The sequence below is a fragment of the Streptomyces sp. NPDC057428 genome (assembly GCF_042803195.1).
GTDB lineage: Bacteria > Actinomycetota > Actinomycetes > Streptomycetales > Streptomycetaceae > Streptomyces.
Window position 1 is genome coordinate 1 of sequence record NZ_JBHVCT010000014.1, and the last position, 22,521, is coordinate 22,521.

The 22,521-nt window shown below is 70.0% G+C and carries 21 protein-coding genes; 17 read left to right on the forward strand and 4 right to left on the reverse strand.

Annotated elements, in window-relative coordinates; genetic code table 11:
* The first annotated feature begins 115 nt into the window (after window positions 1-115).
* From ACFU5K_RS08110 to ACFU5K_RS08145, 8 genes are all read left to right on the forward strand, one after another.
* Window positions 116-763 carry an HAD family hydrolase gene (locus ACFU5K_RS08110; protein WP_384058111.1) on the forward strand — a complete coding sequence of 216 codons (648 nt, stop codon included), beginning with the start codon at window positions 116-118 and terminating at the stop codon, window positions 761-763.
* A 42-nt stretch (window positions 764-805) separates the two neighbouring features.
* The gene (locus tag ACFU5K_RS08115) at window positions 806-2,011 is read left to right on the forward strand and encodes an MFS transporter (RefSeq protein WP_384058113.1); all 1,206 of its coding nucleotides are present in this window, start codon (window positions 806-808) and stop codon (window positions 2,009-2,011) included.
* Window positions 1,980-3,152 (forward strand): acetoin utilization protein AcuC, encoded by a 1,173-nt coding sequence (locus tag ACFU5K_RS08120; protein WP_384058115.1) that lies wholly within the window; start codon window positions 1,980-1,982, stop codon window positions 3,150-3,152. Before ACFU5K_RS08115 ends, ACFU5K_RS08120 begins: the two co-directional genes overlap by 32 nt.
* Before the next feature lie 76 nt (window positions 3,153-3,228).
* The gene (locus ACFU5K_RS08125; RefSeq protein ID WP_384058117.1) at window positions 3,229-4,044 is read left to right on the forward strand and encodes a phosphatase; all 816 of its coding nucleotides are present in this window, start codon (window positions 3,229-3,231) and stop codon (window positions 4,042-4,044) included.
* Between the two features lie 128 nt (window positions 4,045-4,172).
* Complete coding sequence (locus ACFU5K_RS08130; protein ID WP_326698169.1) at window positions 4,173-4,385, forward strand: helix-turn-helix domain-containing protein; 213 nt, start codon at window positions 4,173-4,175, stop codon at window positions 4,383-4,385.
* 111 nt (window positions 4,386-4,496) lie between these two features.
* Entirely contained in the window at window positions 4,497-4,595 is a 99-nt protein-coding gene (locus ACFU5K_RS08135; RefSeq protein ID WP_003948845.1) for a 30S ribosomal protein bS22, read from the forward strand.
* A gap of 238 nt (window positions 4,596-4,833) precedes the next feature.
* Window positions 4,834-5,904 (forward strand): NAD-dependent epimerase/dehydratase family protein, encoded by a 1,071-nt coding sequence (locus ACFU5K_RS08140; RefSeq protein ID WP_384058275.1) that lies wholly within the window; start codon window positions 4,834-4,836, stop codon window positions 5,902-5,904.
* A gap of 16 nt (window positions 5,905-5,920) precedes the next feature.
* Complete coding sequence (locus tag ACFU5K_RS08145) at window positions 5,921-6,964, forward strand: lysophospholipid acyltransferase family protein (protein WP_384058119.1); 1,044 nt, start codon at window positions 5,921-5,923, stop codon at window positions 6,962-6,964.
* A gap of 72 nt (window positions 6,965-7,036) precedes the next feature.
* Here ACFU5K_RS08145 and ACFU5K_RS08150 read toward each other — a convergent pair whose 3' ends face one another.
* The 3 genes from ACFU5K_RS08150 to ACFU5K_RS08160 all read right to left on the reverse strand — a co-directional run bounded on the left by ACFU5K_RS08150 (window position 7,037) and on the right by ACFU5K_RS08160 (window position 10,565).
* Entirely contained in the window at window positions 7,037-8,233 is a 1,197-nt protein-coding gene (locus ACFU5K_RS08150; protein ID WP_384058121.1) for a DUF5667 domain-containing protein, read from the reverse strand.
* Between the two features lie 209 nt (window positions 8,234-8,442).
* Window positions 8,443-9,228: an ECF subfamily RNA polymerase sigma factor, BldN family gene (locus ACFU5K_RS08155; RefSeq protein ID WP_384058123.1), complete on the reverse strand. Its 786-nt coding sequence runs from the start codon at window positions 9,226-9,228 to the stop codon at window positions 8,443-8,445.
* Between the two features lie 398 nt (window positions 9,229-9,626).
* A complete protein-coding gene (locus tag ACFU5K_RS08160; RefSeq protein ID WP_384058125.1) occupies window positions 9,627-10,565 on the reverse strand; it encodes an HAD family hydrolase in 939 nt (312 codons plus the stop codon).
* 134 nt (window positions 10,566-10,699) lie between these two features.
* Between ACFU5K_RS08160 and ACFU5K_RS08165 the strand changes: the two genes are divergently transcribed.
* The 5 genes from ACFU5K_RS08165 to ACFU5K_RS08185 all read left to right on the forward strand — a co-directional run bounded on the left by ACFU5K_RS08165 (window position 10,700) and on the right by ACFU5K_RS08185 (window position 16,190).
* Complete coding sequence (locus ACFU5K_RS08165; protein ID WP_384058127.1) at window positions 10,700-10,975, forward strand: glutaredoxin family protein; 276 nt, start codon at window positions 10,700-10,702, stop codon at window positions 10,973-10,975.
* Between the two features lie 286 nt (window positions 10,976-11,261).
* Entirely contained in the window at window positions 11,262-12,050 is a 789-nt protein-coding gene (locus tag ACFU5K_RS08170) for a redox-sensing transcriptional repressor Rex (RefSeq protein WP_384058129.1), read from the forward strand.
* The gene (locus tag ACFU5K_RS08175; RefSeq protein ID WP_384058131.1) at window positions 12,047-13,537 is read left to right on the forward strand and encodes a glutamyl-tRNA reductase; all 1,491 of its coding nucleotides are present in this window, start codon (window positions 12,047-12,049) and stop codon (window positions 13,535-13,537) included. The genes ACFU5K_RS08170 and ACFU5K_RS08175 overlap by 4 nt, the downstream gene beginning before the upstream one ends.
* Complete coding sequence (gene hemC / locus ACFU5K_RS08180; RefSeq protein ID WP_327117434.1) at window positions 13,534-14,526, forward strand: hydroxymethylbilane synthase; 993 nt, start codon at window positions 13,534-13,536, stop codon at window positions 14,524-14,526. Before ACFU5K_RS08175 ends, hemC begins: the two co-directional genes overlap by 4 nt.
* The gene (locus ACFU5K_RS08185) at window positions 14,523-16,190 is read left to right on the forward strand and encodes a uroporphyrinogen-III synthase (protein WP_384058133.1); all 1,668 of its coding nucleotides are present in this window, start codon (window positions 14,523-14,525) and stop codon (window positions 16,188-16,190) included. Before hemC ends, ACFU5K_RS08185 begins: the two co-directional genes overlap by 4 nt.
* Window positions 16,191-16,550: 360 nt before the next feature.
* Here ACFU5K_RS08185 and ACFU5K_RS08190 read toward each other — a convergent pair whose 3' ends face one another.
* Window positions 16,551-17,561 carry an NADP-dependent oxidoreductase gene (locus ACFU5K_RS08190; protein ID WP_384058135.1) on the reverse strand — a complete coding sequence of 337 codons (1,011 nt, stop codon included), beginning with the start codon at window positions 17,559-17,561 and terminating at the stop codon, window positions 16,551-16,553.
* Window positions 17,562-17,673: 112 nt separating this feature from the next.
* Between ACFU5K_RS08190 and ACFU5K_RS08195 the strand changes: the two genes are divergently transcribed.
* The 4 genes from ACFU5K_RS08195 (at window position 17,674) to ACFU5K_RS08210 (ending at window position 22,519) form a co-directional block, all read left to right on the forward strand.
* Entirely contained in the window at window positions 17,674-18,267 is a 594-nt protein-coding gene (locus ACFU5K_RS08195) for a TetR/AcrR family transcriptional regulator (protein WP_384058137.1), read from the forward strand.
* 85 nt (window positions 18,268-18,352) lie between these two features.
* Window positions 18,353-19,348: a porphobilinogen synthase gene (gene hemB, locus ACFU5K_RS08200; RefSeq protein ID WP_384058139.1), complete on the forward strand. Its 996-nt coding sequence runs from the start codon at window positions 18,353-18,355 to the stop codon at window positions 19,346-19,348.
* A 370-nt stretch (window positions 19,349-19,718) separates the two neighbouring features.
* A complete protein-coding gene (locus ACFU5K_RS08205; protein WP_384058142.1) occupies window positions 19,719-20,390 on the forward strand; it encodes a hypothetical protein in 672 nt (223 codons plus the stop codon).
* Window positions 20,387-22,519, forward strand: coding sequence for an N-6 DNA methylase (locus tag ACFU5K_RS08210; RefSeq protein WP_384058144.1), 2,133 nt, complete (start codon window positions 20,387-20,389; stop codon window positions 22,517-22,519). Before ACFU5K_RS08205 ends, ACFU5K_RS08210 begins: the two co-directional genes overlap by 4 nt.
* Window positions 22,520-22,521 lie beyond the last annotated feature (2 nt).

Below are 22,521 nucleotides of genomic sequence, written 5' to 3' on the forward strand. Positions count from 1 at the left end.
TACTGCAGGGGGGACCCTGTGGGAGAGTAGGACGCCGCCGAACAATTATTCCGGGAAAGCCCCGTGCCCTTGTGGCACGGGGCTTTTCTGCGTTCGGAGCGTCTAGGGTCGAACCATGCGCTACGAACTGGTCATCTTCGACAACGACGGCGTGCTCGTCGACAGTGAGCCGATCTCCAACACCGTCCTGGCCGACTACCTCACCGAGCTCGGCCACCCCACCTCGTACGAGGAGTCCCTCCGCGACTACATGGGGGCCGCCATCCACCGGGTCCACGACCTCGTGGAGGAGCGGACCGGCCAGAAGCTGCCCTCGGACTTCGACGAGGAGCTCCACCGGCGGACCCTCACCGTGTTCCAGCAGGAGCGGCTGGCACCGGTGAACGGGGTCGACGAGCTGCTGGGCGAGCTCGTCGCCGAGGGGATCGCGTACTGCGTGGCCTCGTCCGGGAGCCACCAGAAGATCGCGGCCGGACACCGGAACACCGGCCTCGACCAGTGGTTCGAGGAGGAGTGGATCTTCAGCGCCGAGGACGTGGGGCAGGGAAAGCCCGCCCCGGACCTGTTCCTCCACGCCGCCGAGCGGATGGGCGTCGCACCCGAGAGGTGTGTCGTCATCGAGGACAGCCCGCTCGGCGTCGAGGCGGCACGGGCGGCCGGGATGGACGTCTACGGGTTCACCTCGATGATGCCGGCGGACCGGCTGGTCGGGGTCACGGGGCACTTCTCCGACATGTCACAGCTCCCCAAACTGCTCGCCTGATCGATCTACCCAGGAGTAGTTCCTGGCTCTACGCTCGCGGCCATGACGGATGCGCGGTTGCGGTACGGCAGAGCTTCTCTCGCCCTGAGCTTCCTGGCGCAAGGGGTGACCTTCGCACTACTCGTGACGCGCATCCCCGCCATACAGGACCGCTACGGGATATCCGACGGACTGCTGCCGGTGTTCCTGGCCGCGGTCCCCGTCCTGGCGGGGGCCGCAAGTGTGGCGACCGAGAAGCTGGTCGCGCGGGTCCGGCCCGGGGTCGTACTGAGGTGGGCTCAGCCGGTCGTGATGCTGGCTCTGCTGGGTGTGGGCGCCGGCAGCGAGGTGTGGCAGGCCGCCTTGGCGCTCGGTGTCTTCGGGCTGGCCGTGGGGGCGCTGGACGCCTCGATGAACATGATGGGCGTCAGCCTGCAACGGGCGTACGGGCGGAGCATCATGCTGGGGTTCCACGCCGCGTACAGCCTTGGTGGCATCGGCGGTGCCTCGCTGGCCTGGGCCGGGGCCCACTGGGACCTTTCGCTGCTGGTGTCCTACCTGCCCGCCGTCCTCGTCCTGCTGCCCGCGGCTCTGATCGGGAGCCGGTGGTACGCCGAGGGCCGGGCCGGAGGGGAAGCGCCGGCCGGGGAGCCTGGTGGCAGGGGTGCGTCCGTGCCGTTCGGACTGCTGATGCCGCTCTGCCTGGTGATGGCGTTCGCGTACATCGGTGACTCGACGGTCTCCAACTGGAGCGCGAAGTATCTGCAGGACGTGCTGGGCGGCTCGGAGCAGCTGGCTACCGTTCCGTACAACGTCTACATGGTGACGACGCTGCTGGGTCGTGCCGTCGGTGACCTCGGTGTGCGTCGGTTCGGGGCGGTGGCCGTGGTGCGGGGCGGGAGCGTGCTGGCCGCCTTGGGGTTCGCGGTGGTCGCGGTCGCGCCGGGCGCCTGGTGGGGGATGCTCGGATTCACGCTGCTGGGGCTGGGACTCTGTGTGATCGTCCCGCAGACGTTCGCGGCGGCCGGGCGGATGTTCCCGGGGTCGAGCGATGTGGCCGTGGCCCGGCTGAACGTCTTCAACTACGTGGGTTTCCTCGTCGGGTCGCCGCTCGTGGGGGCTCTCGGGGACGCGTGGAGCTACCGGGGCGCGATGCTCGTCCCCATGGTGCTGGTGCTGGCGACGCTCGTGTATGCCCGGTCGTTCGGCGCGGAGCCCGCCCGATACGGTGGCGGGCATGAGCGGGCGCGCGCGGCTGATGTGGGATGAGGCAGTAACGGGTTACGACTTCGGGGCGGGCCACCCCATGGATCCGGTCAGACTCGCCCTCACGATGGGGCTGGTGCGGGCCTTCGGCCTGGACGGGGCGGTGGACGTCCGGTCGGCCAAGGCGGCCGGGGACTCGACGCTGCGGCTGGTGCACCGCGAGGATTACGTGGAGGCCGTCCGGGCGGCGTCGGTGGAGCCCGGGGCGGCCGACCAGGGGTACGGGCTGGGGACGGTCGACGATCCCGCATTCGCGGGGATGCACGAGGCGTCGGCGCTCATCTCGGGGCTTTCGGTGGGTGCCGCGGAGGCCGTGTGGCGAGGGGAGAGCGCCCATGCCGTGAACTTCACCGGCGGGCTGCACCACGCGATGCCGGGGAGCGCATCGGGTTTCTGTGTCTACAACGACCCCGCGCTCGCCATCGCCCGGCTGCTCGAACTGGGGGCGGAGCGCGTGGCGTACGTCGATGTGGACGTCCACCACGGTGACGGGGTGCAGTCGGCGTTCTGGGATGACCCCCGGGTCCTGACCGTGTCGCTGCACGAGCATCCGCGCACGCTGTTCCCACAGACGGGGTGGCCGGAGGAGACCGGCGGGGCCGCGGGTGAGGGCGGCGCGGTGAACGTGGCGCTGCCGGCGGGTACGGGCGACGCGGGGTGGCTTCGGGCTTTCCACGCGGTGGTGCCCGAACTCCTGGCGGACTTCCGGCCGCAGGTGCTGGTGACGCAGCACGGCGCCGATACGCATTTCGAGGATCCGCTGGCCCATCTCGCGGTGTCCTTGGACGCGCAGCGGGAGATCATGACGGCCTGTCATGATCTGGCGCACTCCTGTGTGCAGGACGGCCGGTGGGTGGCACTCGGCGGGGGTGGCTACGCGGTGGTGGATGTCGTGCCTAGGTCCTGGACCCACCTGGTGGGTATCGCCGCGCACGCGCCGGTGGACCCGGAGGCGGTGATCCCGTCGTCGTGGCGGGACGAGGTGTACGCCAGGACGCGGCAGTTGGGCCCCTGGCGGATGACGGACGGCCGGAAGCCGGTGTGGCAGCCGTGGGAGGACGGCTACGACCCGGCGGACCGGCTGGACCAGGCGGTGCTGGCGACGAGGCGGGCGGTGTTCCCGTTGCGGGGACTGCTGACCTGAGTGCGGGTTACGCCAACTGTGGGGCGTGAGCGGGGTTCCGGCCCGGGGGCGGCGTGGGTGCGGGAGCATCGGCAGGGTGTTGAGCACCGGAGCGTTACGCGCTCATCTGCTGGCGGCCCGGCTCGCCGGGCCCGTGGCGACGCCGCGGGAGACCAGTCTTCGGAGTTACCGGCTTTTCGCGGCGCGGGATCCCCGGGTCCTGCTCGGGCTCGATCCCGACCGGTCCTGGGGGGAGCGTGACCTGCTGGGGCTGATGGCGGAGAAGTGCGGGGTCTCTGACGATCCCGGCCATGTGTCGGGTCCGGACGTGATCGATCCGGAGCGGACGCTGGCCGCGCTGGACGCGTTCGCGGAGCGGCTGTCCGGTGCGGCGGAGAGGCGGGCACCCGTGCTGTTCGGCACGGGACACCCGCACCGGCTGCTCGGGTTCTACGCCGGTCTGGCAGACGCCATGTCGGCGGCGGGGTGCCTGGTGCTCACCTCCGCGCAGGGCCGATGTGTCGACATAACGACCCGGTTCGGCGTACGCACGTACAACCTCGACTACGTACGGGGCGTCGCGCTGGTGCGCGAACCGGGCGTGCGGGTCCCCGGAAGTGCGACCGGCGCACACAGCCATTCCCCGCTGCCGGTTCGGGCCGTCCTGGAGGAGGCCGTGGAGGTCGGCGGGGTGCTGCCGGAACTCGTGGTCGGGGACCACGGATGGGTCTGCGGTGCAGGTCAGCTGGGTATCGAGGCCATCGGTCTGGCGGATACGGACGACCCGGCGTTGTTCGTGGGTGAGGCGGAGGGGCGGGTGTCCGTCGCCGTTCCGCTTGATGACGCCGTGCGGTCGGACTACTACCGGCCTCTCACACGGTATGTGCTCGATAGGGCCTGTCTGTCCCAGTAGGCGGCCGATCGTCTCACCTCTTCCCCACTCGCATCACCCGCCCCTAATCTGGGGAGTGAGCGCACAACGACGAAGAGTCACCGGAGGGGAAGCCGGTGCGCGTCTCGTGCGGAAGGTACAGGTGGGTCATGGCTGCTGGCAGCGAGAGGCCTCTCAACGAGGTCAAGTTTCTGACCGTGGCGGAAGTCGCCTCGGTCATGAGGGTGTCGAAGATGACGGTGTACCGCTTGGTGCACAGTGGTCATCTGCCCGCGATCAGGGTGGGAAGGTCCTTCCGGGTCCCGGAGCAAGCGGTTCACGAGTATCTCCGCGATTCCTTCGTGGGGGTGGAGTCGGCCTGACCGTCGCCCTCGGATTACGCCCCTCACGCCGTGGCAGGTAGGCTAGGCCGACGTAGGTCGTGTGGGCCCAGACGCCCCGCACCAGTGAAGAAGAAGTGAGCGAGGGTAGTCGTGGGCTCTGTTATCAAGAAGCGGCGTAAGCGGATGGCCAAGAAGAAGCACCGCAAGCTGCTCAAGCGCACGCGCGTTCAGCGTCGCAACAAGAAGTAAGCGAACGCGGTTCGTGAGTCCGAGGCCCTCCCGCCGTCCTGGCGGGAGGGCCTCGGCGCGTTCCGGGGCGGGTGTTCAGGGACTGTGTACGAGGCGGCGGCGTTGTGCGGTTCCGGTGGTATTCCGGTCATCGGTTCGGCAAAGCCAGCCTGGGGTCGTCACAGGGCAACGTCCACCGACTACGGTGACGGACAGGGGAAGACCCCGCTCGGTGATCGAACGACGGAAGGCGCTGATCTTGGGGAAGATCGTGCTCGTCACAGGTGCGGCCCGGCAGCTCGGGGGCCGTTTCGTGCGGCGCATACAGCGTGATCCCGGTGTGGACCGGGTCATCGCCGTGGACGCGGTCGCGCCCGCGCACCAGTTGGGTGACGCCGAATTCGTCACGGCGGACATCAGGCAGTCCGCGATCGCCAGGGTGCTCGCCGAGCACTCCGTCGACACGGTCGTGCATCTGGATGTTTCCGCGAAGGCGCCCGGCGCGGCGGGCCGGACGACGGTCAAGGAGACCAACGTCATCGGCACGATGCAGTTGCTCGGCGCCTGCCAGAAGTCCCCGACGGTCCAGCGCCTCGTGGTGAAGTCCAGTACGAACGTGTACGGCTCCGCGCCCCGTGATCCCGCGGTCTTCACCGAGACGACCCCGCCCAAGTCCCTGCCCAGCGGCGGGTTCGCCAAGGACGCCGTGGAGGTCGAGGGCTACGTGCGAGGCTTCGCGCGGCGCAGGCCCGACGTGGCCGTGTGCGTGCTGCGCTTCGCCAACATCCTTGGGCCCGAACCGGATTCGCCGCTCGCCGACTACCTGACGCTGCCGGTCCTGCCGACGGTCTTCGGGTACGACCCCCGGCTCCAGTTCGTCCATGAGGACGATGTCGTCGACGTGCTGGAGATCGCTTCCCGTGAACCCCGGCGCGGGACGCTGAACAGCGGCACCTTCAACATCGCGGGCGACGGGGTGCTGCTGCTCTCGCAGTGTTCCCGGCGGCTGGGGCGGCCGACCGTGCCGCTGCTGCTGCCGGCCGTCACCTGGGTGGGATCGGCGCTGCGTACGATCGGCATGACCGACTTCTCCCCGGAGCAGATCCGTCTGCTCACCCACGGCCGGGTCGTCTCGACCGTGCAGATGCGCGAGACGCTCGGCTTCCGCCCGAAGTTCACCACCGCCGAGACGTTCGCGGAGTTCGCGCGGAGCCGGGGGCCGGGGCTGTTGCCCCCCGACCGGGTGGGCAGGGCGGTCGCCAGACTGGCCGAACTGCCGCTCGCCGGTGGACAGGCCGGTACGACACATTCGACTCACGGCGCCAGGTAGAGGAGCGCGACCGACGATGGCGGACGCCAAGGTCATTCCGTTCGACGACGACCGATCGCGCTCCGGTGCGGGACGGCGCAGAGGTGTGCTGCCGGGCGGCCGGGTGCAGCCGCCGGCGACGGCCGTCCCCACGCCTGTGAGTGCGCTTCCGGGCGGGCAGGTGCCCGACGCCGTTGAGGCCTCCGGTGCGGCCTCCTGGAGCGGCAGCGGGGCTCCTGAGGGCGGCTGGGACCGGAGGGTCGCGGGCGGACTCGCGTTTCTGCGGAGGCGGCTCACGGGCGACTACGACGTCGACGAGTTCGGCTACGACGAGGAGCTGACCGACCAGGTCCTCATGTCGGTGCTGCGTCCGCTGGCGGACAAGTACTTCCGGGTCGAGGTGAAGGGCATCGAGAACATCCCGTCCGACGGCGGGGCGCTCATCGTGGCCAACCACTCCGGGACGCTGCCCCTGGACGGGCTGATGCTGCAGGTCGCGGTGCACGACAACCACCCGGCGCAGCGTCATCTGCGGCTTCTGGCGGCGGATCTCGTGTTCATGCTCCCGGTGGTCAACGAGCTCGCCAGGAAGGCCGGGCACACGCTGGCGTGTGCCGAGGACGCGGAGCGGCTGCTCCAGCGAGGTGAGGTCGTCGGGGTGATGCCCGAGGGTTTCAAGGGCCTGGGCAAGCCGTTCGGCGAGCGCTACAAGCTGCAGCGCTTCGGGCGGGGCGGGTTCGTCTCGACGGCGTTGCGTGCGGGTGTGCCGATCGTGCCGTGCTCGATCGTGGGCGCGGAGGAGATCTACCCGATGATCGGCAACTCCAGGACGCTGGCGCGGGTGCTGGGCATCCCGTACTTCCCGATCACGCCCACGTTTCCCTGGCTCGGGCCGCTCGGGATGATGCCGCTGCCGACGAAGTGGACGATCCAGTTCGGGGAGCCGATCCCCACGGACGGTTATCCGCCCGAGGCCGCCGAGGACCCGATGCTGATGTTCAACCTGACCGACCAGGTGCGGGAGCAGATCCAGCACACGCTGTACAAGCTGCTGGTGCAGCGGCGTTCCGTCTTCTTCTGAGGCCGGCGCCCGGGGCGCGTACACGGAAGAGGGGCCGCCCGGTCCGGACGGCCCCTCACCCATGGGTGGACCCTACGGCTCGACGTCCTCGTCCTCGATGCCCAGGCCGGGCAGGAGCCCGGGGAGCAGCGGGGGCAGGGTGACGTCCGGTGCGGGGGAGGAGCCGGATGTGCCGCCCGGGGACGACGGGGTGGTGTCGTCCGTCGGGAGCTCGTCCAGCAGGCCGTCCGTACCTCCGTCGAGCAGGCCGTCGGCCGAGCCGCTGCCGGAGCCGGAGGGCTTCGGCGACGTGCTCGTGGACGCACTGTCGTCCGGGGCGGCGGACGACGCGGGCGCCCTGCGGTCGGGATCCGACGACCCCTCCTTCTCCCGGGGGGAGCCGGCCGTGGGCGCGTCCCGGCCGGTGTCCGGTGTGCGGGGCAGCAGGGACTTCAGTGGAGCGACCTCCTCGTCCATCGCGTCGAAGACCGAGCTGACCCTCTCCCCGACGTCGTTCAGCTGGACGGGCAGGCGGTCACGCAGACTGCTCCAGCTCGCGCGGTGCGAACGGGAGAAGGTGTCCAGCGTCTGGATGGGGCCGATGGCGCCGTCGCGCTGATACGCGGAGTGGAGCAGGCGGTGTCCCTCGGTGGCGTCGTGCGTCATGCCGTCGAGGGCGCGCCTGACCTCGCCGATCGATTCGTGGTCCATGGAGCCCGCGCGGCCGCGCTCCATCAGCCGACGGGCTTCTCCGAGCCGGGTGGAGGCCTGGTCGAGATAGACCTCGCCCCGGTCGGCGTCGGTGTTCGCCATGCCGAGGCTGAGGTCCTCCATGCCGCGCTTGAGCGGATAGAGGGAATCACCGGGCAGTGCGTCGGAACTGGCAGCGGCCACTCCGCCGAACGCGCCCGCGGCCACACCGACCGTGAGCCCGCCCGCGGTGAGGCCCTTCGCCCAGCGGGAGCGGGGACGCAGCCTTCGGATCGGGGAGGCCCGATGGGCTCCCTTGGCCCGCTGTTCGGGCACCGTAGGGCCCGTGGACGCACCGCCTTCGGCGAACATGGTCTCCATGGCCGCGACGAGCTGCGCCCGCTGCACCACTTTGACCTCGGGATCGAATTCCGGCTCCGGTAGTGCGCCGAGGCCGTTCGCCAGGGCCAACAGCGATCCGTGGTCGGCCGGTTGGGCCGGTTCCTCGGGCTGTACGGCCGCCGCACCCTGGGGGGACTGGTCCTCCAGGGCCTGGGCGAAGGCGTTCGCCCGCCGGTGTGCCGAAACGTTTGCGATCACTGGCGGCACCTCCTCTCGTCATGACGGTCGACTCCCCTGAGGGTCCGGAAGGTTGCCCACCCGAGACGTTTCCACACGATCGAGCGGGTGGAAACGGTCTGGTGCGGCGACAGGGGGCCTGCATCCGGCACAACGAGTGGCGCGGCAGTTGGGTTACGGACGAAAGATGATCCGATCAGTTTGTCACGCACACGTCACGAACGGTGACATCAGCGGGCGTCGTCCGGCAGGAGTCGTGCGAGTGTACGAACGGCCCGGTACTGCAAGGTTTTGATCGCGCCCTCGTTCTTGCCCATGACCCGGGCGGTCTCGGCGACCGAGAGGCCCTGCAGGAATCTCAGCGTGACGCACTCCTGCTGCTGAGGGTTGAGCCGGCGTACGGCTTGCAGCAGCGCGGCGTTGGAGAGGGACTCCAGGACGGAGTCCTCCGGGCTCCGCGCGACCTCGTTGGCGTCGAGCATTTCGCCGGTGGTCACTTCCAGTCGGAAACGACTGGACTTGAAGTGGTCGGCGACCAGGTTCCTGGCGATCGTGACCAGCCAGGCGCCGAAGTCACGGCCCTGCCAGGTGAAGGTGGAGATGCGGCGGAGCGCGCGCAGGAACGTCTCACTGGTGAGGTCCTCCGCCGTCGCCTTGCCTCCCACGCGGTAGTAGATATACCGGTACACGGTGTCGCTGTACTGGTCGTACAGGCGGCCGAAGGCCTCGGCCTCACCGGCCTGCGCGCGCTCGACGAGATCCATCATGCGCGCGCTGTCGCTGTCGGCTGTGGGCCGGCGGACGGGAGCCGACGACGCGGCAGTCGCGGCGCCGCGGTTGCCGCGTCGTCCGACCGCCGCGCTGCGTTCGGCCAGGGCATAGCAAGGACCGGCAGGTGCAGGGGTGGCAAATTGGGGGACGGCGTACGCGGTGGGGACGAAGCCGCGCAAGTGGTCGAGGACCGTTGCGCGGAGCGTAGCCAGGCCCGAGGTGTCAACCCCGACGTGTGGGTACACGGGACTCCCAGAGGCAGAGCTTCCATCACGTGCAGTTCGAAAACCGTCACTCGTGGTAGCGGGTGGCGGGCTCCTTGTGCGTCTGAGGAGAATAACGCTTCGTACAGGCAGTGCTACACCCAGTTGCTCAAATCATCGGTTACGTCGCTTCCGTAACCTCTAAGTGACGGTTTGAGTAGCATGTGGTGACCGTTTATTGATCGAATTTCTTCGAGAAGTGCATGCGGGGACGACGGGTTGTGGTCGTCGGGACGCAACGCGACTGGCCGGAGCGACCGGTGTCCGTGCCCGGCGTTCCGCTCCCGATTGGCCGTACGCACCCGGGCGTGCCGCTGCGGGAACGCCGTATACCCCCGGACGCGCTGTCCGGGGGTATACGAACGAGAGGGGGAAGGGGGTCAGCGGCGGCGGCGGTGGAGCGCCATGGCCGCCGCGGTGCCGCCGGCGAGGGCGCCGACGCCTGCCGCGGCGGGAATCCCGACCTTGGCCGCCTTGCGGCCCGTGCGGTAGTCCCGCAGCCGCCAGTCCAGGGCACGGGCGTGCTTGCGGAGCTTGGTGTCCGGGTTGATCGCGTACGGGTGGCCGACCAGCGACAGCATCGGGATGTCGTTGTGCGAGTCGCTGTACGCGGCGCAGCGCGCCAGGTCGAGGCCTTCGGCCGACGCCAGGGCGCGTACCGCCTCGGCCTTCGCCGGACCGTGCAGGGGCTCGCCGACGAGTCGGCCCGTGTAGACGCCGTCCACCGACTCGGCGACCGTGCCCAGCGCGCCCGTCAGGCCCAGGCGGCGGGCGATGATCGTCGCGGTCTCCACGGGCGCGGCCGTGACGAGCCAGACCTTCTGGCCGGCGTCGAGGTGGGCCTGGGCGAGGGCGCGGGTCCCGGGCCAGATGCGGTCGGCCATGTACTCGTCGTAGATCTCCTCGCCGATGGACATCAGCTCGGAGACCCGGTGGCCCTTGACGATGGACAGGGCGCTGTCGCGGGCGTCCTGCATGTGCTCGGGGTCCTCGACGCCGGCCAGCCTGAACCAGGCCTGCTGCCAGGCGAAGCGGGTGAGTTCGCGGCGCTGGAAGAACTTGCGCTTGTACAGGCCGCGGCCGAAGTGGAAGATCGCGGCGCCCTGCATCACGGTGTTGTCGAGGTCGAAGAAGGCGGCGGCCCGGTCGTCCCCTGCCACGGGGAACATGGGTTCGTTTTCCTCGGAAGGGGCCGGCAGCACCTCTGTGCCGGCGCTGAGCGCGGACTTCCGTGCTGCCTCGGCTGCTGCCTCGCCTGCGAGCACGCTGCGTGCCGTGGCGGGGCGCCTGCGGGGGGTGAGCCATCCAAGTGCGGCCATGTCGTGAGCATAGCCATTCTGTTCGGCCGATCCCGACCCGGCGGGATGCGGCGTTGTGAACTCTCCGGGACCGGGGCGTTAAACGGGTGATTCCGCGGTCCGGGGCCCTGCCCGTGAGGGCGCAGAATGAAGGTATGAGTGCTCTGCTGCGTCGTGCGAAGAAGAGGCCCGCCGACCGGGTGGTGACCCTGGTGGGGAAGCCCGGCTGTCACCTGTGTGACGACGCGCGGGCGGTGGTGAGCTCCGTCTGCGAGGAGACCGGCGCGTCCTGGGTGGAGCAGGACATCACGCGGGACGAGGCGCTGCACAAGGAGTACTGGGAGCAGATTCCGGTGGTGCTGATCGACGGCGAGCAGCACACCTTCTGGCGGGTCGATCCGGCGAGGCTACGCACGGCTCTGGGTGCGTGAAGGGGGAATCCCCGGTGAAACCCGGATAACATCATGGGCGTTTTGAGTGGTCTCGGGGGCGTGGACATGAGGAGTGTGTACCGTCTTGCCCCCTTCGGGTCTTCAACGGACGGATGTCGTCCCTGGTTCCGGCGGTACGCAGGGAATATGCGTGACCCCGGTCACTTTGACCGGACAAAACGGACACTATCTTTGTGCACGCGTTCACAAAGACATAGCCTGCTGTGGACGGGGCGGTCATAGGACATACGGCCGCCTGCAGCCCCGCTCATCCCGCAGGAGCACCGTGGCAACTGGCCGAACTCACCGACCGGCGACCCGTAGCCGAGGAATTCCCGAGGCCACCGTCGCCCGGCTTCCGCTGTATCTCCGCGCGCTGACCGCGCTCTCCGAGCGCTCGGTCCCGACGGTCTCCTCCGAGGAGCTCGCCGCGGCGGCGGGGGTCAACTCCGCGAAGCTGCGAAAGGACTTCAGCTACCTGGGCTCCTACGGCACACGCGGTGTCGGGTACGACGTCGAGTACCTCGTCTACCAGATCTCCCGCGAGCTCGGGCTCACCCAGGACTGGCCGGTCGCGATCGTCGGCATCGGTAACCTCGGCGCCGCGCTCGCCAACTACGGAGGCTTCGCCTCCCGCGGATTCCGTGTCGCCGCCCTGATCGACGCCGACCCCGCCATGGCGGGTACGCCCGTGGCCGGGATCGCCGTCCAGCACACCGACGAGCTGGACCGGATCATCAGCGACAACGGTGTGTCCATCGGTGTCATCACCACTCCGCCCGGCGCGGCCCAGCAGGTCTGCGACCGGCTCGTCGCCGCCGGTGTGACGTCCATCCTGAACTTCGCGCCGACGGTGCTCTCCGTGCCGGACGGCGTCGACGTGCGCAAGGTCGACCTCTCGATCGAGCTGCAGATCCTCGCCTTCCACGAGCAGCGCAAGGCCGGCGAGGAGGCCGTTGCCGAAGGCAGGGGGGCGGGCAACGACGTGGACGACGACGAGGCGCCGCCGATGCGCGCCACCCCCACCGGCCGGAAGGGACCCGACGGGGACATGCCCGCCGTGATGCCGGCATGAGTCTCCTGGTCGTCGGGCTGAGCCACCGCAGCGCACCCGTCTCCGTACTGGAGCGGGCATCGCTGGCGGTCGAGGAACAGACGAAGCTGCTGCAGGACACGCTCGCCGCGGAGCCCGCCACCGAGGCGGCCGTCCTGGCCACCTGCAACCGCATCGAGCTGTACGCCGACGTGGACAAGTTCCACGCCGGTGTGGCCGAGCTGTCCACACTGCTGGCACAGCACAGCGGCGTCGGCCTCGACGAGCTCACTCCGTATCTGTACGTGCACTACGAGGACCGTGCGGTCCACCACCTCTTCTCGGTGGCCTGCGGGCTGGACTCGATGGTCGTCGGCGAGGGGCAGATTCTCGGCCAGATCAAGGACGCGCTCGCGCTGGGGCAGGAACTCCACACGGCGGGACGCCTGCTGAACGACCTCTTCCAGCAGGCCCTGCGGGTCGGCAAGCGCGCCCACAGCGAGACCGGGATCGACCGGGCCGGGCAGTCGCTCGTCACGTTCGGTCTGGAGCAGCTGGCCGACCGAGACGTTTCGGCGTGGGCGGCCGGCAGGAAGGCCCTGGTGATCGGCGCCGGGTCGATGTCCTCCCTGGCCGCGGCCACTCTGGCCCGCGCCGGTGTCGAGGAGATCGTCGTCGCCAACCGGACCAGGACGCGTGCGGACCGGCTCGTCGAGATCCTGGCCCAGGCGGGCGTGCCGACGGCACGCGCCGTCGAGATGGCCGAGGTCGGGCACGAACTGACACGCGCGGACGTCGTCGTCTCCTGTACCGGTGCGACGGGTCTCGTGCTGACCGCCGAGGCCGTGGCCGGTGCGCTCGGCGTCGACTTCGACTCGGCGGTGGAGCCGCCCGAGGCCCCCGTCGCGACCGCGCCAGACGAGCTGGACCAGCACGCGGCATGGGTGGAGAACGGTTCCGCCGCGGCCGCCGCGCAGGACCGGGCCGTGCGAAGTGTGCCGGTGCGTCTCCCCGTGGACGGCCCCGTCCGGCTCCACCTGCTGGACCTCGCGATGCCGCGCGACATCGACGGCGCGGCCCACCGCGTCCCCGGTGTGCGCCTCGTCGACATCGAGTCGCTCGCCGAGGCGTCCGCGGACGCCCCGATGGCCGCCGATGTGGACCAGGTGCGCACCATCGTCGCCGATGAGGTCGCCGCCTTCGGAGCCGCCCAGCGTGCCGCCCACATCACCCCGACCGTCGTCGCCCTGCGCACCATGGCCGCCGATGTGGTGGCCGGCGAGATCGCGCGGCTCGACGGACGCCTCCCCGACCTGGACGAGAAGCAGCGCGCCGAGATCACGCAGACCGTGCGCCGCGTCGTCGACAAGCTCCTGCACGCGCCCACCGTGCGGGTCAAGCAGCTCGCCAGCGAGCCCGGCGGTGCCGGGTACGCCGACGCGTTGCGTGAACTCTTCGACCTTGACCCGCAGACGGTGGCCGCCGTCTCCCGGGCAGACCTGAACGACCCGAATAGAGGGCGGTCATGACCGACAACCCACCCCTGGGCGGGGAGACCGACACCAGCACACCGCTCCGGCTAGGCACCCGGCGCAGCAAGCTCGCGATGGCGCAGTCCGGCATGGTCGCCGACGCGGTCCGTGAAGTGACCGGGCGTCCGGTCGAGCTGGTCGAGATCACCACGTACGGAGACGTCTCCCGGGAGCAGCTCGCGCAGATCGGCGGGACCGGTGTGTTCGTCGCGGCCCTGCGCGAGGCGCTGCTGCGCGGCGAGGTCGACTTCGCCGTCCACTCGCTCAAGGACCTTCCGACCACGCAGCCCGATGGCCTCCTCCTGGCCGCCGTGCCGCCGCGCGAGGATCCGCGCGACGCCCTGGTGGCGCGGGACGGGCTGACCTTCGAGCAGCTGCCGCCCGGCGCCCGCATCGGCACCGGTTCGCCGCGTCGCATGGCGCAGCTCAACGCGTACGCTCGCTCGCACGGCCTCGAGATAGAGGCCGTCGCGATCCGCGGCAACGTCGATACGCGCATCGGTTTCGTACGGAGCGGGGAGCTGGACGCGGTGGTTCTGGCCGCCGCCGGGCTCAGCCGCCTCGGACGCACGGACGAGGTCACCGACTTCCTGCCGGTCGACACCGTCCTGCCCGCTCCCGGCCAGGGAGCACTGGCGATCGAATGCGCTGCGACCAGCGCGGACCTCGCCGCCGCGCTCGCCGAGCTCGACGACCCGTACACCCGGATCGCCGTGACCGCCGAGCGTGCCCTGCTCAACGCCCTGGAGGCCGGATGCTCCGCACCTGTGGGTGCGCTGGCCGACCTCTTGGCCGACGGGCAGGTTGTCAACGAACTGCGCCTGCGCGGTGTCGTCGGTTCCACCGACGGCACTTCCCTGGTGCAGCTGTCCATCACCGGTCCCGTCCCCACGTCGCACGACGACGCGGCGGCCCTCGGTCGCGAGCTCGCGGCCGAGATGCTCGCCAAGGGTGCGGCCGGTCTTATGGGGGAGCGAGCACTTTGAGCCCCACCGGCCCTGTCGTATCCGACTTCCCTGTCTTGTCTTCAGGGCATGTCACCTTCCTCGGCGCCGGTCCCGGCGACCCGGGACTGCTGACTCTGCGCGCCGTCGAGGCGCTTGCGAGCGCGGACGTCCTTGTCGCCGAACCGGAGGTTCTCGACGTCGTCCGCTGCCATGCGCGGGCAGGGGTAAGCACGCCTGAGCTGACGGTTGTTGACATGGCGTCAACACCCGCCGGAGTGCCCGTTCTCAGGGATGCGGCCAATCTTGTCATGGAGGCAGCGAAGGGCGGCAGGCGGGTCGTTCGTGCCGTCACGGGCGACCCCGGCCTGGACGGCAACACGGGTGCGGAGATGCTCGCCTGCGCTGCCGCGGGCGTGCCCTTCGAGGTCGTGCCCGGCATCGCGAACGCCGTCGGTGTGCCGGCGTACGCCGGTGTGCCGCTGCGTGACGCGCAGGGTGCCGACGTGCGCTTCGTCGACGCGCGTACCGCCTCGGACCGCTGCTGGTCCGAGCTCGGGGCAAGCGACGCGACCGCGGTTGTTTCGGCGTCGCTGGACTCGGTGGCCGCGGCCGCCGGTGAGCTGGTCTCGGCGGGCCGCAAGCCCGACACCCCGCTCACCGTCACGATCGCGGGGACCACGACGCGCCAGCGCACCTGGACGGCGACCCTCGGGACGATCGCCCAGGTCCTGAAGCAGGCCAAGGTCCTCCCGTCGCCGGACGGGCACCTGCCGGTCATAGCCGTGGTCGGAGAACGCAGTTCAGCCGCCCAGCGCGACCAGCTCGCCTGGTTCGAGTCGAAGCCGCTGTTCGGCTGGAAGGTGCTCGTGCCGCGCACGAAGGAGCAGGCGGCCTCGCTCTCCGACCAACTGCGCTCCTACGGTGCCGTGCCGCACGAGGTCCCGACGATCGCCGTCGAGCCTCCGCGTACGCCCCAGCAGATGGAGCGTGCGGTCAAGGGCCTGGTCACGGGCCGGTACGAGTGGATCGCCTTCACCTCGGTCAACGCGGTGAAGGCCGTGCGGGAGAAGTTCGAGGAGTACGGGCTGGACGCCCGTGCCTTCGCCGGGATCAAGGTAGCGGCCGTCGGTGAGCAGACCGGTGCCGCGCTCGTCGACTTCGGTGTGAAGCCCGACCTGATGCCGTCCGGCGAGCAGTCGGCGGCGGGTCTGCTGGAGGACTGGCCGCCGTACGATCCGGTCTTCGACCCGATCGACCGGGTGTTCCTGCCGCGCGCGGACATCGCCACCGAGACCCTGGTGGCCGGGCTCATCGAGCTCGGCTGGGAGGTCGACGACGTCACCGCGTACCGCACGGTCCGCGCTTCGCCGCCGCCGGCCGACACCCGCGAGGCGATCAAGGGGGGCGGTTTCGACGCGGTGCTCTTCACCTCGTCCTCGACCGTCCGCAACCTGGTCGGTATCGCGGGCAAGCCGCACAACGTGACCGTCATCGCGTGCATCGGGCCCGCCACGGCGAAGACCGCCGAGGAGCACGGCCTGCGGGTCGACGTGCTGTCCCCGGAGCCGTCGGTGCACAAGCTGGCTCAGGCGCTGGCGGACTACGGCGCGCAGCGCCGGGACGCGGCCAAGGAGGCCGGTGACCCGGTGACCCGGCCGAGCGAGCGGCGTCCGGGTGCGAGACGGCGCCGGACGACGACCTGAGGGTCGACGACGGATGTACGGGCCCGGCCGCTCCTTCTCGGAGCGGCCGGGCCCGTCTGCTTTCGCGGGTGCTGCCTGCCGTCGGGTGACGCCGTGGCGTCGGGCGGTCAGGTGGACCGCCTGGGCCGCGCCGGGCTGTTTCCCCCCAGCAGCATCGTCCCGGCCTCCTGCCCCTGGTGGTGGATGCGGAGCCGTCGGCCGTCGGCGATCACGCGCAGTTCCGGCACCAGCAACCGGGGCGCTCCGGCTCCCTGGCCGGGTCCGAGCGCGGCTGCCGCGGCGACGCGTGCGCCTGCCGCGGCGCGCTCGGCCGCTCTTCCGCGTATGCGGCTGGTGTCGTTTCTACGGGACAGCCCTTAGTCAGGCGACCGTGAGCACGATCTTGCCCTGGATGTGCCCTCGGGCGGCTCGTTCGTGCGCTGCTCGGGCATCCGCGAGCGCGAACGTGCTGTCGATCGCGACGCGGACCGCGCCCGCGTCGAGCAGGCGCCCCAGTTCGGCGAGCTGCGCGCCGTTCGAGCGGACCTGGGTGCCTGTGACGGTGACGCCCAGCTTCGTGTTCTCCTCCTCGTCGAACTCGCCGAAGAACACGGGGAAATGGGAACCACCCCGCTTGAGCGTTCGCAGGAGGCGCCTGCTGTGGGGGCCGCCTACGGCGTCGAGGACGAGGTCGACGTCGCGCACGAGTTCCTCGGGACGGCCCTTGGTGTAGTCGATGAACTCGTCGGCGCCGAGCTCGCGCAGGAACGTCTCGTGCGCGCCCGATGCCACGGCGATGACGCGTGCGTCCCTCTCTTTCGCCAGTTGGAGCGCGAGGTGCCCCACACCGCCTGCGGCGCCGTTGATGAGCACCGTCACGCCGGCGTGGAGCGGCACCGGACGGTGCCTCGCCGCCTGGAAGGGAGAGGGGTGGTCGTGGCCGAGCTCGATGAGGAACTGCCAGGCGGTGAGCCCGGCCATGGGTGCCCCGGCGGCGTGCACGTGATCGACGCCGGCGGGCTTGAGTGCCAGGTCCGACGCGGGCGCGGCCACGTACTCGGCGTACGTGCTGCCGTCGAAGCTGGGGAAGCGGAGGAGGCCGAAGACCTCGTCACCGACGGAGAAGCCGTCCACGTCCGCGGCGACGGCCTCGACGACGCCCGACAGGTCGGTCCCCGGAATCACGGGCAGGGTGAACTTCGGCCTCGTCTCCGGAGGCAGGCCGGACATCCCGTCGCGCAGGTACCAGTCGGGAGGGTTGACGCCGACCGCGTGTACGCGGACGAGCACCTCGCCCGGCCCCGGCCGGGGAATCGGCACCTCCTCGTGACGCAGAACCTCAGGGCCGCCGTGCTCATGGAGCCGGATCGCCCTCATCGTGTGTGCCGGCATCGTCTGTCTCCTGCTCGCGCTAAGGGATACGCTGATTCGGATCAGTGATCCACGTAAACGGATCACTGATCCGAATATATGGACCACTGATCCGGATAGTCAAGAGGGACCGATGCGGGCCGACGCCAGGAAGAACCGCGACCACCTGCTCGCAGTCGCGGGTGCCGCCATCGCCGAGCAAGGTGTCGAGGTGTCGCTGCGCGACATCGCGCGCAGGGCCGACGTCGGGCTCGCGACGCTGCTGCGTCACTTTCCTACGCGCGAGGCGCTTCTCGAGGCCCTGCTGCGCACGAGCTTCGAAGAGCTTGCGGCACGGGCAGTCGAACTCGGGACCTCGCATTCGTCCGGAGACGCTCTCGTCTCGTGGCTGCGCGACTGCGTGGAGTGGACGACCGAGTACCGGGGCGCGACGGTTCTGATGGCAGCCGCCATCGAGGACACCGAGTCTGCGCTGCACGCTTCCTGCGTCACCCTGCGCGCGGCCGGTGCGCGGCTCCTCACCCGTGCCCAGGCCGAGGGCGTGGCGCGGAGCGATATCGACGGGGCCGATCTGTTCGGGCTGGTGGCCATGCTCGCCTGGCTCGGTGACCAGCCCGCACTGGCGTCACGCGCCGATCGGCTCTTCGGGGTTGTCGCGGGCGCGATCCTGACGGGCGCGGGGCGCGGCGATGCCGAGGAGGAACGCCGCCCCCGGGCCGGTGGCTGAGACCGTCACGCACCCGGGCCGGGGCCGCGTTTTTCCGGCTCGGCTGTCGGTAAAACGGTGAGGTGCGCGGGTCTAGTCTCGAAGGATGACCGATTACGGAAACTTCCCCGGCTCGCGGCCCCGCCGGCTGCGGACGACCCCCGTCATGCGGCGCATGGTCGCCGAGACCCGGCTCGACCCGGCGAACCTGATCCTGCCCGCGTTCGTGCGCGAGGGCATCGACACCCCCGTCGCCATCTCGGCCATGCCGGGTGTCCAGCAGCACACCCTGGACACGCTGCGGAAGGCCGCCGTCGACGCGGTCGCGGCCGGTGTTTCCGGGATCATGATCTTCGGCGTCCCGATGGACGAGAAGAAGGACGGCCGGGGCACGGCGGGGACGGACCCGGACGGCATCCTCCAGGTCGCCCTGCGCGCGGTGCGGCAGGAGGTCGGCGACGACCTCGTGATCATGTCCGACCTCTGTCTGGACGAGTACACCGACCACGGCCACTGCGGGGTGCTGACCGAGGACGGCCGCGTCGACAACGACGCCACACTGGAGCGGTACGCCGAGATGGCCCAGGTGCAGGCCGACGCGGGAGCCCATGTGGTGGGCCCCAGCGGCATGATGGACGGCCAGGTCGGTGTCGTCCGCGACGCGCTGGACCAGACGGGCCACGAGGACGTGTCGATCCTCGCCTACACCGCGAAGTACTCCTCGGCCTTCTACGGCCCCTTCCGCGAGGCCGTGGGCTCCTCGCTCCGGGGCGACCGCAAGACGTACCAGCAGGACCCGGCGAACCTCCGCGAGTCGCTGCGCGAGCTGGCGCTCGACCTGGAGGAGGGCGCCGACATGGTCATGGTCAAGCCCGCCGGACCGTACCTGGACGTCCTGGCCAAGGTCGCCGACGCGGTGGACGTGCCGGTCGCGGCGTACCAGATCAGCGGTGAGTACGCGATGATCGAGGCCGCCGCGGAGAAGGGCTGGATCGACCGGGACGCCGCGATCCTGGAGAGCCTGACGGGCATCCGGCGGGCGGGTGCGCGGATGATCCTGACGTACTGGGCGACGGAGGTCGCGCAGAAGCTGGGGCGCTGAGGCCGGGGCGGCGTGGGGTCCTGAAAGGGTTCTGGAGGCGGGTCACGACAGGTCGTGGCCCGCTTTTCATGACATAAAAATCTCTAGCATGGTTAGTGAGAACCCCACTTCTCACAAGTAGGGTGCAAATGAAGCTTCCCATCTGGTGGGAGAGACGCTAGGTTTAACTCAGCGCGGTGAGGGGGCGTCAGCTCGACTCTCACGGCAGGAACAGTGACGCCCTGCACTGCCTAATTGCGGTGGGCAGTACAGGGCGAATCACCAGGCTCTGCCCTGGGCTGTGTGCTATGCGGCGAAGCAAGCGGTGACAGGACTCCAAGGCGTACTCGGGAACCGTAACACGGTGACCGGTCGGAAGGAAGTGCGGACGATGGCGAACAGTGGCGAGGAGCAGTTAGTCGAGGCCATCTCCCCGGAGCGGTTCCAGCCGTTCCTGGAGGAGTGCCGCGGCGACGTGGTGGTGGCACTGCGGCTGTACGCCTGGGACGCGGAGGCGGCCAGGGCGCTGCACAGCCCTCTGCGTGACCTGGAGGTGAGCCTGCGCAACAGGATCCACCGGCAGCTCACCGGAAAGTTCGGCCGGAGTGACTGGTGGAACCTGCCGCGCGCGCAGCCGAACCGCTGGGCGATGGAGGACATCCGTGACGCCGAGGCGCGGTTGGTGCGGAAGGGGAACAGCACCGCTCCGTGCGATGTCGTCGCCACGCTGTCGTTCGGCTTTTGGGTGGGCCTGCTCAGCAGGGGCGGTCATGGCAACTACGACATGAAGTACTGGAACCCGGCCCTCCGGCACTGCTTCAAGGGGGTGCGGCGCCAGGACCTGCACGACCGGCTGGAGATCATGCGGACACTGCGGAACCGCATCGCTCACCACGAGCGCGTCTCGCACCGCCACCTGGAGGAAGACTTCCGTACGGCCATCGAGCTCACGGCCCTCGTCGCTCCCGCTCTGGCTGCCCGCCACGAGAAGTACAGCCAAGTCCCTGCGGTCCTGGCCCGCAGGGCCCGGATTCTTTCGGGCGAGGAGGAGATTGTGCTGTGACGGAGCGGCGGTACGAGCCGGTGACCCTCGGCGAGATCAAGGAGCTCGCCGAGGTCGGCCGGCCCACGGTCAGTAACTGGCGGCGTCGGCACGCCTCCTTTCCCGAGGCGATCGGCGGCTCCGAGAGCAAGCCCTTGTTCGACGCGGAGGAGATCGCGGGCTGGCTGGACGAGCGGCCCGTGCCCGACGGCGAGCGGCACCCGGACGGCACTCTGCCGACGTACGGCGAACGCTTCCGTGAGGGACTCCGGCTGCGGCGGTTGGTGACGCTCGGGCACGGGACGCTGGGCGCGGACGAGCTGATCGTCCGGGCGCTGGCCGTCGCTGCTATGGAGGGGGAAGGCGGAGGCAGTGGCGAAGACAGCCTGCCTGCCGGCCTGCTGGCTGACTTCGACGCCGCCGATGCGGAGTTGCTCCGTACCGTGCACGGATTGATCGCGGATTTGGGAGGCGCGGGGGCTGCTGCCGAGGCCGTGCTTCGACTGGCCGGGCGCCTGGAGTCCGATCTCACGATGGACATGACCCCCCGGCCCGTCGTCGAACTGATCGATGCCTTGGCCCAGCCCGTCCTGTCGACGGCAGGGCCTGTGACGATGCTCAACCTGTGCGCCGGTACAGGGGATGTGCTGCTGGAGCTCGCCGCCGAGGACGGAGAGAACCGCGTCGCGGCCGTGGAGCCGGATGCGTTGCGGCGCACGGTGCTGAGATACCGGCTGCTCGCGCACTGGGCAGCCGGGGAGACTTTCGTGTGTTCGGATCCCGAGGAGCTCGACGAGTACCGGCTGCCCTTCGATCCGTTCACGGAGCCGGACCGGGAACCGGTGCCACAGGGATTTCCACAGGCCGACCTGGTGGTGGCCGATCCGCCCTACGCCTCCGGGGAGCGCGAACGGGACGAGGAAGGCCCGCTGCGGTGGGCGGTGGAGACGCTTGGGCGCCTCAGGGAAGGGGGCAAGGGGTTGGTCGTCGTTCCTTCCTGGACGCTCTCGCGGCCCCGTGGCGCGACGGGTACGGCCAATACCCGCATGCGGGAAGACCTACTGAAATCCGGCGCTGTGGAAGCGATCGTCCAGTTGCCTCGTCGTATTCACACCTTCCGCACCGGCGCCGAGCACGCCTTGTTGGTGCTGAGGGGAACCCAGCCGCCGTTGGCGGACTCCCGGGTGCTGCTGATCGACGCGGACCGTCTGGCACGCCGGGTGGGGGACGCATGGCAGCGGACCGTCGTGGCGTTGCTGAGCAATGCCGGTACACCTGTGCCGCAGGAGGCCCAGCGTGCGCCGGTGGCCGCTGCCGGGCCCGGCAGTTCGTACCTGCTGGACGGGCGGTCCCTTCTGCCTGCACACCGGCTCGCAGCACCGGAGAAGGGACTCGATCATTTCGCGGCGACGGTGGAGGCGCGTCAGAACGCGTATGTGGCCCTGCCCCATCTGAAGCAGTGGATCGGTGATCTCGGCGTCGGCAGGAAGGAGGACCGGGCCGGGCACTTCAAGGTCGGTGGGCAGCTGAGGGCAGGACAGCTCAGGCTCCTGCCCGGCCACCGCATCAGGGAGAGCGACATCGGGGACGCGGGTGTTCCGGTGATCGGCCGGGAAGAGATGCTGGGCGCTCTGCCGATCGGGGAGCGGCGCATCATGCTGGAGGACCTCGCCGCCTATCCGCAGAGCCTGATGACCGAGCAGGGCGATGTCTTCCTGTTCACGGAACACGGTGTCCGCACGCAGGTGGATGAGGCGGGCGGCTGCGTCCTGCTGGCGCCGGTGCAGGGACTGCGGATCGCCGCGTACCGGAAGTACTTGATGGACCTGGCAGAGGGAAAGACGGTCCGTCCGGAGAGTCTGTGGATGCGCCCTCATGCGCTGGCTCGCCTGCTGGCCGCACCTCGAAACCAGCAACGTGGCAGTGGGTCGCTCGTGCGACGGGTGAGCGTGAGGGACATGGACTTGCCGCAACTGCCGGTGGAGGAGATCGCCGATCTGGATGCGGTGTTGGCCGAGGCGGAACGTCACCGTGCGGATGTACGACGCCAGTTGGCAGCGCTGGACACACTGGCCGAGCGGCTGGCGGCGGGTGTCGCGGACGGAGACCTGCGACTGCGCAAGCGTCCCGATCCGGGCCCCCGGGCCTGACG